General features: G+C 47.2%; 11 protein-coding genes and 1 pseudogene. 9 read left to right on the top strand and 3 right to left on the bottom strand.

What is annotated here, in order from left to right; genetic code table 11:
• Nucleotides 1–123 precede the first annotated feature (123 nt).
• From yaaA to D908_RS16800, 4 genes are all read left to right on the top strand, one after another.
• Nucleotides 124–897 carry a peroxide stress protein YaaA gene (yaaA, locus tag D908_RS16790; protein ID WP_000909765.1) on the top strand — a complete coding sequence of 258 codons (774 nt, stop codon included), beginning with the start codon at nt 124–126 and terminating at the stop codon, nt 895–897.
• A gap of 29 nt (nt 898–926) precedes the next feature.
• Nucleotides 927–1067, top strand: coding sequence for a DUF5363 family protein (locus D908_RS22280; RefSeq protein ID WP_000267906.1), 141 nt, complete (start codon nt 927–929; stop codon nt 1065–1067).
• The gene (locus D908_RS16795; protein WP_005522489.1) at nt 1048–1863 is read left to right on the top strand and encodes a TatD family hydrolase; all 816 of its coding nucleotides are present in this window, start codon (nt 1048–1050) and stop codon (nt 1861–1863) included. Before D908_RS22280 ends, D908_RS16795 begins: the two co-directional genes overlap by 20 nt.
• A gap of 186 nt (nt 1864–2049) precedes the next feature.
• Nucleotides 2050–3315 (top strand): NupC/NupG family nucleoside CNT transporter, encoded by a 1266-nt coding sequence (locus D908_RS16800; RefSeq protein ID WP_000051827.1) that lies wholly within the window; start codon nt 2050–2052, stop codon nt 3313–3315.
• A 316-nt stretch (nt 3316–3631) separates the two neighbouring features.
• On the opposite strand, the gene D908_RS0118825 is transcribed toward D908_RS16800, so the two are convergent.
• On the bottom strand, nt 3632–3820 hold the full coding sequence (locus tag D908_RS0118825; protein WP_032467500.1) for a hypothetical protein: 189 nt from the start codon (nt 3818–3820) through the stop codon (nt 3632–3634).
• Nucleotides 3821–3920: 100 nt separating this feature from the next.
• On the opposite strand from D908_RS0118825, the gene deoC reads away from it, so the two are divergent.
• The 4 genes from deoC (at nt 3921) to deoD (ending at nt 8161) form a co-directional block, all read left to right on the top strand.
• On the top strand, nt 3921–4700 hold the full coding sequence (gene deoC, locus D908_RS16805) for a deoxyribose-phosphate aldolase (protein ID WP_001292365.1): 780 nt from the start codon (nt 3921–3923) through the stop codon (nt 4698–4700).
• 87 nt (nt 4701–4787) lie between these two features.
• Nucleotides 4788–6116 (top strand): thymidine phosphorylase, encoded by a 1329-nt coding sequence (deoA, locus tag D908_RS16810; RefSeq protein WP_000281237.1) that lies wholly within the window; start codon nt 4788–4790, stop codon nt 6114–6116.
• A 17-nt stretch (nt 6117–6133) separates the two neighbouring features.
• Nucleotides 6134–7354 carry a phosphopentomutase gene (gene deoB, locus D908_RS16815; RefSeq protein ID WP_005522486.1) on the top strand — a complete coding sequence of 407 codons (1221 nt, stop codon included), beginning with the start codon at nt 6134–6136 and terminating at the stop codon, nt 7352–7354.
• 81 nt (nt 7355–7435) lie between these two features.
• Complete coding sequence (gene deoD / locus D908_RS16820; RefSeq protein WP_000224887.1) at nt 7436–8161, top strand: purine-nucleoside phosphorylase; 726 nt, start codon at nt 7436–7438, stop codon at nt 8159–8161.
• 77 nt (nt 8162–8238) lie between these two features.
• On the opposite strand, the gene D908_RS16825 is transcribed toward deoD, so the two are convergent.
• Nucleotides 8239–8862: a YtjB family periplasmic protein gene (locus D908_RS16825; protein WP_005522485.1), complete on the bottom strand. Its 624-nt coding sequence runs from the start codon at nt 8860–8862 to the stop codon at nt 8239–8241.
• A gap of 102 nt (nt 8863–8964) precedes the next feature.
• Between D908_RS16825 and serB the strand changes: the two genes are divergently transcribed.
• A complete protein-coding gene (gene serB, locus D908_RS16830) occupies nt 8965–9945 on the top strand; it encodes a phosphoserine phosphatase (RefSeq protein ID WP_005522484.1) in 981 nt (326 codons plus the stop codon).
• A gap of 67 nt (nt 9946–10012) precedes the next feature.
• Here serB and D908_RS0118820 read toward each other — a convergent pair.
• A pseudogene (locus D908_RS0118820) lies at nt 10013–12354 on the bottom strand (PilZ domain-containing protein).
• Nucleotides 12355–12361 lie beyond the last annotated feature (7 nt).

Here is a 12361-nt window from a genome sequence, read left to right as displayed (position 1 = left end):
GCATGGCTTTTTTTTGTACCCTAGGTTCCGTCACCTTATAAAAACCTAAACCACTTGAAATGCTTGCTAACATCGCAGCTTCGAGTAGGAAAGGGATAAGCTCAACAAAAAATAGGAATTATTATGCTGATTGTCGTTTCACCTGCGAAAACGCTGGATTATGAATCTCCCGTTTCAACATCAAACTTTACGCAGCCTGAATTGACGGCGCATTCGGCGGAACTGATCAAAGTCTGCCGCACTCTATCGCCTAGCGATATCTCGGAATTGATGAGTGTCAGCGATAAGATCGCAGGACTCAACGTGGCACGTTTCTCTGAATGGAGTGAAACCTTCACCCTCGAGAACGCTCGTCAGGCCATTTTTGCTTTTAAAGGCGATGTTTATACAGGGCTTGAAGCGGAAACGCTGTCTGAAACTGAGTTAGAGTTTGCCCAGCAACATTTGCGCATGCTCTCTGGTTTGTATGGTGTGCTGCGTCCGCTTGATCTGATGCAACCTTATCGTCTGGAAATGGGAACCAAGCTCGCGAATGAACGCGGTGCTAACTTGTACCAATTCTGGGGCAACATCATTACCGAAAAACTCAATGAAGCGATCCAAGCGCAAGGCGATAATGTGCTGGTGAATCTGGCTTCTAACGAGTATTTCAAAGCTGTCAATCCGAAGCGATTGGATGCTCAAATCATTACACCGATCTTCAAAGATGCCAAAAACGGGCAATATAAAATCATCAGCTTCTTCGCTAAGAAGGCGCGTGGCATGATGGCTCGTTACATTATTGAAAACCGAATTGATTCTGTTAAGGATTTGGAAGGCTTTAACACGGCTGGCTACTATTTTGTTGCCGAAGAATCGACACCAACGGAGTTGGTGTTTAAACGCGAAGAGCAATAGTAAGTAGAAGCTAAGAGAAGGAAAACGCAATGTGGCAATGGTTAAAAGGCTGGATAGCGAAATACGATGCTTGGTGCCTGAGCATGGGGCTTGCCCCGGGGCAGAAGCGCAGTTGTGTTCCTTATCGTAAAGATCCTGCAAATGAGCGAGATGACTCAAAGTCTGCTTGAAGTGTCGTTGTTCGACACTCATTGTCACTTTGATTTTGCCCCTTTTACTGCCGAACCAGAGCTTGAGTTACAACGAGCGGCAGAACAAGGGGTAAAGCGTTTACTTATTCCTTCGGTAGGACCACAAGACTGGCAAGCAGTGGCTGAGCTTGCTCAGCGTTTTCCATCAACGATTTACTATGCGTTAGGCTTTCATCCTCTCTATTTAGATTCCTCTTCTCCTGCACATTTACCTGAGTTAGAAAAGGCACTGATGAAAGCCGAACACGCTTGTGTGGCAGTAGGAGAATGTGGCTTAGATGGCATGATTAATGTGGATGCTCAGTTGCAAGAGCAAATGCTCATTGCGCAGTTAGTCTTAGCTTCACAGGCCAGATTGCCTGTCATCTTACATAGTCGCCGTACGCACAATCGCTTGTTGCAGTTATTGAAACAGCAACGTTTTCAGCAAGGCGGCGTATTGCATGCCTTCTCTGGGAGTCTTCAGGAAGCACATCAGTTTGTCGATCTAGGTTTTAAAATTGGGGTGGGAGGCGTTATCACCTACCCAAGAGCGAACAAAACACGTCAAGCGATAGCAGCGTTAGCTACCGAACATTTGGTATTAGAAACCGATGCGCCAGATATGCCGCTCAATGGTTTTCAAGGACAAGCGAATCACCCGGCTCAATTAACTAAGGTGTTAGAAACGCTCGCTCAACTTAAAGATATTTCGGTGGAATCTCTTGCTCCAATCCTTTGGCAGACCAGTCAAACCGTGTTTGGCTTGTGTAAACAAAACCAGAACAAGATGTAGCGTTAATGACTCATCTGTCACTAAAAGTTGAGAGCTGTCACATATATTAGTGAATGCGTGATGAATCTTATCCGAAAGTGTGAATCCTGCATTACTTTCTCCTTGTGCCCATGAGTATAATTGCCCCCGCTTAATCGCTCCATTTTGTAACACGCCAACATTAAACTAATAAGGAAGTCATAAACTATGAGCCTGTTTATGAGCCTCATCGGCATGGCAGTTCTGCTGGGAATCGCAGTACTTCTGTCAAGTAACCGTAAAGCTATCAAATTAAGAACCGTGGGTGGCGCATTTGCTATCCAATTTTCACTGGGTGCATTTATTCTGTATGTACCTTGGGGCCAAGAGCTACTACGTGGCTTTTCGGATGCAGTATCTAACGTAATTAACTACGGTAACGATGGTACTTCGTTCCTCTTCGGTGGACTGGTATCAGGCAAGATGTTTGAAGTGTTTGGCGGCGGCGGCTTTATTTTCGCATTCCGCGTATTACCAACTCTGATCTTCTTCTCTGCGCTGATTTCTGTACTGTACTACTTGGGTGTTATGCAATGGGTTATCCGCATTCTTGGCGGTGGCCTGCAAAAAGCTCTGGGTACTTCACGTGCTGAATCTATGTCTGCAGCAGCAAACATTTTCGTTGGTCAAACAGAAGCACCATTAGTCGTTCGTCCATTCGTTCCAAAAATGACTCAATCTGAGCTGTTTGCGGTAATGTGTGGTGGCTTGGCTTCTATCGCTGGTGGTGTGTTAGCGGGCTACGCTTCTATGGGCGTTAAGATCGAATACCTCGTTGCTGCGTCATTCATGGCGGCACCAGGTGGTCTGCTGTTCGCAAAACTGATCATGCCAGAAACTGAAAAACCACAAGAAGGCGAAGAAATCGCTATTGACGGTGGTGATGACAAACCAGCTAACGTGATCGACGCAGCTGCGGGCGGTGCTTCTGCTGGTCTGCAACTGGCTCTGAACGTAGGTGCAATGCTGATTGCATTTATCGGTCTGATCGCTCTGATCAACGGTATGTTGGGTGGTATTGGCGGTTGGTTCGGCATGCCTGAACTTAAACTGGAAATGCTGCTGGGTTGGGTATTCGCGCCTCTAGCCTTCCTGATCGGTGTTCCTTGGAACGAAGCGACAGTAGCGGGTGAGTTCATCGGTCTGAAAACCGTTGCGAACGAATTCGTAGCCTACTCTCAGTTTGCACCTTACCTGACGGAAGCGGCTCCAGTTGCTCTGTCTGAGAAGACTAAAGCGATCATCTCTTTCGCTCTGTGTGGTTTTGCGAACCTTTCTTCTATCGCAATCCTGCTGGGTGGTCTGGGTAGCTTGGCGCCTAAGCGTCGTGGCGATATCGCTCGCATGGGTATCAAAGCGGTTATCGCAGGTACTCTATCTAACCTGATGGCTGCAACTATCGCTGGCTTCTTCCTTAGCCTTGCAGCACTCTAGTTGGAATCGGTTCTAGTATAGACGCCGTTTAAATTCACCCCGTAGCAAGTGATTGCTGCGGGGTGTTTTGCTTTTGGATTGGTGGTGATGAACACGCTCACCTTAAGTAAAATTTTGTAATGGATTGCATGGCTGAAGCCTTGAATGGCAAGGGATAACCCTCAAAATCTAACCAGTTTTTTTGAGATACAAACCGTTTGCTCTTAGCACTGCGCTACCGTTTTGCGACAAATATCTATACTGTAGCCATGGATAGAAAACGGGTTTATCTAACAGTGAATGATGGATAAATCGCTTCAACCAACTGAGCTGAGGCTCAGATGGCGGGCTTATCCAGTGGAATATGGATGAGTTTTCGCTGGCTCTCAACATGACAAGGAGTATGATGAGCGCCGGAGGCAATCGCATTGCCTGTATGCAGTAAGATACCGCAAACGCAGATTGTTGTGCCATTGACCCAACTGGTACTGTGCGGTGACAAGGATAGCAATTGGTGCGTTAGCACCGAGTCTTCAAGGAACCAAGTCCGTTCATTTGTGGCTGCTCAGTAGAGAAGAGAATCGGCTGAGCAGTGAACTATATGACTATATTGATCGGAGATAGAAATGAGCGAATTAAAAGCAGCAGCTCTACGTGCACTAAAACTTATGGATCTGACTACGCTGAACGACAACGATACGGATGCGAAAGTGATCCAACTTTGTCATGACGCAAAAAGTCCAGTAGGCAACACCGCTGCCATCTGTATTTACCCTCGCTTTATTCCTATTGCTAAGAAGACACTTCGCGAGCAAGGAACACCGGAAATCCGTATTGCTACGGTAACCAATTTCCCTCACGGTAATGACGATATTGAGATCGCTGTTGCTGAAACTAAAGCTGCGGTTGCTTACGGCGCAGATGAAGTGGATGTGGTATTCCCATATCGCGCTCTGATCGCAGGCAACGAGCAAGTCGGCTTTGATCTGGTGAAACAGTGTAAAGCCGCTTGTGGCGACAATGTGCTACTCAAAGTGATCATCGAAACCGGTGAGCTGAAAGAAGAAGCGCTGATCAAAAAAGCCTCTCAAATTTGTATTGAAGCTGGTGCAGACTTCATCAAAACCTCAACGGGTAAAGTGCCTGTGAATGCGACACCAGAATACGCACGTATGATGCTGGAAGTGATCCGCGATATGGGCGTAGCCAAAACTGTTGGTTTCAAACCAGCGGGTGGTGTACGTACTGCTGAAGATGCACAACAATATCTGGCAATGGCCGATGAAATCCTAGGTGGTGATTGGGCGGACAGCCGTCATTACCGCTTTGGTGCATCAAGCCTACTGACCAACCTTCTGAATACATTAGAAGTGACAGACCAAAAGGCAGATCCTGCCGCTTACTAATATCAATTGTGTCTGATGGCAGCGCGAGCCTTCGCGCTGCTTAACCTCTTTACACTACGCAGTTCTTTTGGGAACTGGGAGGCACCTATGTATTTACCTCAAGAAATTATCCGCAGAAAACGTGATGGTGAAGTTCTCACCAGCGATGAAATTAACTTCTTTATTCAGGGCGTGGCGAATAACACCGTCTCTGAAGGTCAAATTGCTGCCTTTGCGATGGCGATTTTTTTCCGTGAAATGACGATGCCTGAGCGTATTGCACTGACTTGTGCGATGCGTGATTCCGGTATGGTAATTGATTGGAGCCATATGAATTTTGACGGTCCAGTGGTCGATAAACACTCCACGGGTGGAGTGGGTGACGTGACTTCACTGATGCTTGGTCCTATGGTGGCAGCATGTGGTGGCTACGTCCCTATGATTTCTGGCCGTGGTTTAGGCCACACGGGCGGTACGCTCGATAAACTTGAAGCGATCCCCGGTTACAACATTACTCCAACCAACGAAGTGTTTGGTCAAGTGACCAAACAAGCGGGTGTGGCAATCATCGGTCAAACTGGCGATCTGGCACCGGCTGACAAGCGTGTGTATGCAACGCGTGATATTACCGCGACCGTGGATAACATCTCGCTGATCACCGCTTCAATTCTTTCCAAGAAACTGGCGGCAGGTCTTGAATCGTTGGTTATGGATGTGAAAGTAGGATCAGGTGCTTTCATGCCAACTTATGAAGCGTCTGAAGAACTCGCGAAATCCATCGTTGCGGTTGCCAACGGCGCAGGCACCAACACTACGGCGATCTTAACGGATATGAACCAAGTGCTGGCTTCTTCCGCGGGTAACGCGGTTGAAGTGCGCGAAGCGGTACGCTTCCTCACGGGTGAATACCGTAATCCGCGTCTGCTTGAAGTGACGATGGCTTCCTGTGCGGAAATGCTGGTACTTGGCAAGTTAGCGAAAGATACCGCTCAAGCGCGCGAGAAACTGCAAGCAGTGCTGGATAACGGCCAAGCGGCAGAGCGCTTCGGTAAAATGGTAGCAGGCCTTGGCGGCCCAACGGATTTTGTTGAAAACTACGACAAGTATCTGGCGAAAGCTGAGATTGTTCGCCCAGTTTACGCGCAGCAATCCGGCATCATTTCCGCGATGGATACCCGTGCCATTGGTATGGCTGTGGTGGGAATGGGCGGTGGTCGCCGTGTCGCGACTGATCGCATTGATTACGCTGTGGGCTTTGATCATTTCATCCGTCTGGGTGAAATCGCCGACAGCAATAAACCTTTAGCAATGATTCATGCCCGCAATGAAGAGCAGTGGCAACAAGCTGCCAATGCACTACAAAGTGCGATTAAAGTGGGCGGTGACTATGTACCAACACCGGATGTTTACCGTCAAATTCGAGCTCAAGACGTGTAATACCTGGGGAGTGAGCAATGAAAAGAGCATTTATTTTAGTTTTAGACTCGTTTGGAATTGGCGCGACAGCCGATGCAGAAGCCTTTGGTGATGTGGGTTCTGATACCCTTGGCCATATTGCAGATCAATGTGCGCAAGGTCTGGCAGATAACGCAGAGCGTAAAGGCGCATTGCAACTGCCTAACCTTTCCAAATTGGGTTTGGCGATGGCACATAAAGAGTCTACCGGACGTTTTGCTCCGGGGCTGGATGAGCGTGCAGACATTATTGGTGCTTATGCTCATGCGGCAGAATTGTCATCAGGCAAAGATACCCCGTCAGGTCACTGGGAAATTGCTGGGGTACCTGTGCTGTTTGAATGGGGCTACTTTAGCGATAAGCAAAATAGTTTCCCGAAAGAGCTGACCGATCGCATTTTAGCGCGTGCGGGTCTGGATGGATTCTTAGGCAACTGCCACGCCTCTGGTACTCAAGTGCTTGATGACTTAGGTGAAGAGCACATGCGTACGGGTAAGCCGATTTTCTACACCTCGGCGGACTCTGTATTTCAAATTGCCTGCCATGAAGAGACATTTGGCTTAGATCGTCTACTGGAGCTGTGCCAGATTGCTCGTGAAGAGCTGGCGGATTACAACATCGGTCGCGTCATTGCGCGTCCATTCGTTGGCCCGGGCAAAGGCCAATTTGCTCGTACCGGTAATCGCCGTGACTTGTCGGTTGAGCCACCTTCAGCGACTGTGTTGCAAAAACTGGTGGAAGAGAAGCAAGGCCGAGTGGTGTCTATCGGTAAAATTGCCGATATCTACGCGTACTGCGGCATTACCGACAAAGTCAAAGCGACGGGCATTCCTGATCTGTTTGAAGCAACCTTGAAGCAGATTAAACAAGCCGGTGATAACACCATCGTGTTCACTAACTTCGTGGATTTTGACTCAGCTTATGGCCACCGCCGTGATGTCGCGGGTTATGCGGCGGCATTGGAGTATTTCGATAAGCGTTTACCTGAAGTTCTAGCGCTGATGCAGGAAGATGACATTCTGATTTTAACTGCCGACCACGGCTGTGACCCAACATGGCCGGGTACCGATCATACTCGTGAACACATTCCGGTACTGGTTTATGGCAAGAAAGTGGCACCGGGCTCATTAGGTCGTCGTGACACCTTTGCAGATATCGGGCAAACTCTGGCAAGCTACTTTGGCACTTCGCCAATGGATTACGGTAAGAACTTTTTATAATACGCATACCCTAAGGCTAGCTTCAGTCTTAGGGTTTTGTTGAATGATGCGATTGAGCCAACAAACCAAAGGAACGAAAACATGGCAACTCCACATATTAATGCGCAAATGGGTGATTTCGCTGACGTTGTACTGATGCCGGGTGATCCGCTGCGCGCGAAATACATCGCAGAAAACTTCCTCGATAACGCAGTTCAAGTATGTGATGTGCGCAATATGTTCGGCTACACAGGCACTTACAAAGGCCGCAAGATCTCTGTGATGGGTCATGGTATGGGTATCCCATCTTGCTCAATCTATGTCACTGAACTGATCAAAGATTACGGCGTGAAGAAGATCATCCGCGTAGGTAGCTGTGGTGCAGTGAATGAAGGCATCAAAGTACGTGATGTTGTGATCGGTATGGGCGCATGTACAGACTCTAAAGTGAACCGTATTCGCTTTAAAGATCATGATTTTGCAGCAATTGCTGACTACAAAATGGTGAAAGCCGCGGAAGAAGCAGCGAAAGCGCGTGGTATTGACGTTAAAGTGGGCAACCTGTTCTCTGCAGAACTGTTCTACACGCCAGATCCTTCAATGTTCGATGTGATGGACAAATACGGCATCGTCGGCGTTGAAATGGAAGCTGCGGGTATTTACGGTGTTGCAGCTGAATATGGCGCGAAAGCACTAGCGATTTGTACTGTTTCTGACCACATCAAAACGGGCGAGCAAACCACCTCTGAAGAGCGTCAAAACACCTTCAACGAGATGATTGAAATCGCACTGGACTCTGTACTGATCGGCGATCAAGCAGGTTACTAATCTCTGTATTAGTGTTATCCCTGAATAAAAAACCTCAGCCTGTGCTGAGGTTTTTTATCACTGAAGAATGTATCAAATCAGTCATTCAAAGATTGTTCGGCCTGTTTGAGTAACAAATTCTCGCCTGTAGGTTTTTTCGGTCTGCGTCGCAGCAAAAGAGTCAGTAAAACACCACTGACAAAGCTCATCAGTAGCATCCAATACATGTTGTGATCGCTTTTACGATAATGGTGGTCAGAAATTGCCGTCACTTTGCCTGTTTCAAACGTGATGCGTACAAAACCAATCAAACTGCCGTCATGAACCACAGGTTCTACTAATTGCTGACGCCCAATACTTGCGGTGTGCAGTGGTGTATCCAACCCTAACACTTCACGAACACTTAATGCAGACTCGCTCGCTGCCAGCAGTACGCCCTCAGAGTCATAGATTGAAGCATCAAATACCAGCCGATCGGTCGCGAGTTGGTTAGTTAGTGCTAACAAACGTTCCTGATCTTGATCGGCGATCATACTGCCTGCAGACATTGCTGCTTGAGTGATCAGCACTTTGGTTAAGGTTTCAAGTTGGTTAGCTTGAATACGCTCGTTACCTTTACTGATCACCACGCTATTTTGAATCGTGATAAAAAACATCACCGCAACTGCTAGCACAGTTGCAACGCGTACCACTACTCGGAATGAAAAAAGTGAGCCATCCATGTCGAAGGAAACCTGCAAAAAACCAACTGCGCTCATATTGAGACTTGCGTTTTTAAATTGCAATAGGGTAACGTCTGGCTATACCGAATAAGGAAAGTGGACATGGATGCTTTAACAACTTTACCGATCAAAAAACACACAACGCTGCGCAACCGTTTCCCAGAAACTCGCTTTGTCACTCAATTAGTGAAAAATCGTGGTAGTTGGATTGTGTTTGGTCATCAACTGACGCCAGCACAATTTGAGGATATGGATTTCTTCACTGACCGATTTAACGCCATTTTGGATGTGTGGAAAGTGGGGGGGTATGAGGTGGCTTTAATGGATGGGGAACTGACAGCCCAACATGAAACCATCCTAAAAGCGTTAGAGCTAGATTACGCAAGAATTCAAGATGTGCCTGATCTTACTAAGCCGGGATTGATTGTATTAGATATGGATTCCACCGCGATTCAAATCGAATGCATTGATGAGATCGCAAAATTAGCTGGAGTGGGTGAGGAAGTCGCTGAGGTGACAGAGCGCGCCATGCAAGGTGAGCTCGACTTTGAACAGAGTCTGCGTTTACGTGTTAGCAAGCTAAAAGATGCACCAGAAGGAATTTTAAGCCAAGTACGTGAAAACTTGCCGCTAATGCCGGAGTTGCCTCAGTTGGTTGCCACACTTCATTCTTTTGGTTGGAAAGTGGCGATTGCCTCGGGCGGGTTTACCTATTTTTCTGACCATCTCAAAAACATGTTATCTCTGGATTATGCTCAGTCGAACACGCTGGAAATTGTGGATGGCAAACTCACAGGGCAAGTGCTGGGTGAAGTGGTTTCTGCCCAAACCAAAGCTGATATTCTGAGATCGCTCGCGCAGCAATACGATGTCGAAATCCACAACACGGTCGCTGTGGGTGATGGTGCTAATGATCTGGTGATGATGGCGGCGGCAGGATTAGGGGTGGCTTATCATGCCAAGCCCAAAGTTGAAGCTAAAGCGCAAACGGCCGTTCGTTTTGCAGGATTAGGTGGCGTGGTGTGTATTCTTTCTGCGGCTTTGATTCGTCAGCAGAAGATAAGTTGGAAGACCAAACCTTAAGCTGAACATGAAAGAGAGAAGCCACGCAGTTGCGTGGCTTCTTCGTTTTATCAATGAAGTGATCTGTTTAATTGGTCAATTCAAGGCGGATCAGTACTTCTTCGGTGATATCTACCAATTCGCCATAACCCACTTGCGACAACATCTCTTTTTCTAAACTCTTAGCATGATGAGGCTAATGGCTGCCAGTTCTGTAAGATCGCTACGCAGCAGATTGGTAATCGGTGCAAAAACCGGAACCCCACTGACACGTAGCGCGTAAAACTCCCCCATTTGTTGCCCTTGGCGTATAAAGCGAATGCGATCACGCGTATCAGTAAAATCGCTGAGCAAACGTGACTCAATTGACTGAATTCGCGTGCCGTACTTCACCGCGCTCAAGTAGACTTCATGATATTGCGGTTCTGCACCTTCAATCCGCTTCATCGGTGTTGCTAGCAGGGAGTTAGTGTGGCCTTTAAAAATTGGCTGAAGAGTAATGCGATTCTCACTGCCTAGTTTAGCGAGCAGAGCAAGATGAGGAGGTAACGGATAGTTCACACCAATCACTTTAGGCTTAAGGTTACTACCTACTTTTTCAACAAATATGGGCGTGCTCACCATTTTATCGAGCAAAATATTGTGCAAGCTTTCAAGTAACTCGTTACTTGGTAGGATCTCTTCCTTTTTCAGTAGCTTGTCTTGGTTGTTTTCAATAATGCTATTGAAGAAAGCGATCGTTTTGATGGTTTGAGTGCTCTCTTCGATCATCAGTTGTAATTGGCGACCTTCAGGGCCAATCCGAACCACTTTGTAAGGTGCATTCCCTAAAGGAAGGTTCTTGTCGTACAACTTGAGCTCGAGAAAATCGATCCAAACTTGATCGTTCGCTTTGACATCCAGTGGGGTATCTAAAATTAAGCTCAAACCACGTTTAGACAGGTCGATCGTCATCCCTGTGGCTTTTGCGTCATCTTTGCTTATTTGTATCGGTGTTCTAAACCGGTAACGCGGTTCTTTACGCCGTGAACGTGCATCAAAATAAACGCCCATCGGGCTACCGACAACCTGACGCGGATGACGAAAATCATTCAGGGCACTACTCGGTAGATTCGGTTTATCAACCAGCAGATAATCGTGAGCTGCTTCGGTATCGCAGATCTCTTGCAAAACGCCACAGTGAGTTAATGAGTTTGATTGTTCTGCCAACTCTCGGGAATGCTGGGCAAGGGCTTGGCGTTCTTCCTCAGACAACTCAAACACAAACAGCCGAAACGCTTTCCAAGTGTCACGCTTAGCGCCGATGTGCCAAAACAGCTTGCGTTGTTCTTGGGTTGCTTCCGGCATCAGCATCGAAAAAAACAGGGTTTTGTGTTGGTGATCATGCTTAAACGAATACAACACATTATTGCTGCCACGAACACCGGGGGCCGTCAGGTGCGCCATTCGTTCTGGTTTGAATAAGGTGCCCAGCGCTTGTTGGTTGCGTTCGTCGTGCCAATATTGCCAAATTGGGCGGTTGTTCTCGGTCAGAAGCGCGAGCTTCAGTTCATTGCCACTAAAAAACAGCGGCAAGTTACAGGTGTGCTTAAGATACATGTGCTCATAACCGCGGGTACGAGCACGGATGATTTTATCCTGATTATCGTGGCGCGCTTTTTGAGTATTGGTTTGAATCGCTTCTTCAATGACTTTTTCAATCACATCGCTATCACTGAGTTTCAGCACACGCAGAAATTTAATCGCATCACTGTCATAAGATTCATCAACACCTAGAATGCGATATTCAATGTTCCGGTGCAGTCCTATGACATTCGAGGTCTTATTCAATTCCGCGAAATAGACTTGGATGACTTCGCCTAGCTTGTAATCAAAAGCCGCGGGTACTTTCAATTTCGCGCCAGAAGGGGAGAGATCCACACTTAAGCCATGGATCAACTGTTCATTTTTCAGATGAATTTCTATCTGGCTTGAGATTTTTAAGCGATTTTCTTGTCGTTTGAGATCGTAGCCCAGTTTGATAGGTTCAACTTCGAAGCTTGTATCTCTGGTTTGCTCAGTCTTCGGAGCCAGCTTGCCTTGCTGTTTCATGACCCGAAAGTTATTGCGCGTGTTATTGACGGCTTCCCAAACACCTTCGGTATAGCCACCAAATTTTTTTATGCTTTTGTGGTAAGAGTTGAAAGCGACGTCATCAAGCCAGTGTTGGCGACCGTCGAAATTGTATTCCCGACACTCTCCTTGCACCTTGCCACGCAAATCAATGCTTTTACTGCAAGGTGCCATTAAGCGATTAAGCTCCATTTTGACTAATAATTTGGCTGAAGGCGGCTGCCCCTCGGTCATTTGCGACAAAAGGTAGTCTAGGTCACTTGAACGGTAAGCTGGGATAAGCCTTTCAACCAGAGAGAGAATTTCGGTTTGCTGCATACTTTTC

The organism is Vibrio mimicus CAIM 602, from assembly GCF_000338875.1.
GTDB lineage: Bacteria > Pseudomonadota > Gammaproteobacteria > Enterobacterales > Vibrionaceae > Vibrio > Vibrio mimicus.
Note: the sequence above shows the minus strand (reverse complement) of the source record. Positions and strands in the feature narration are given on the sequence as shown.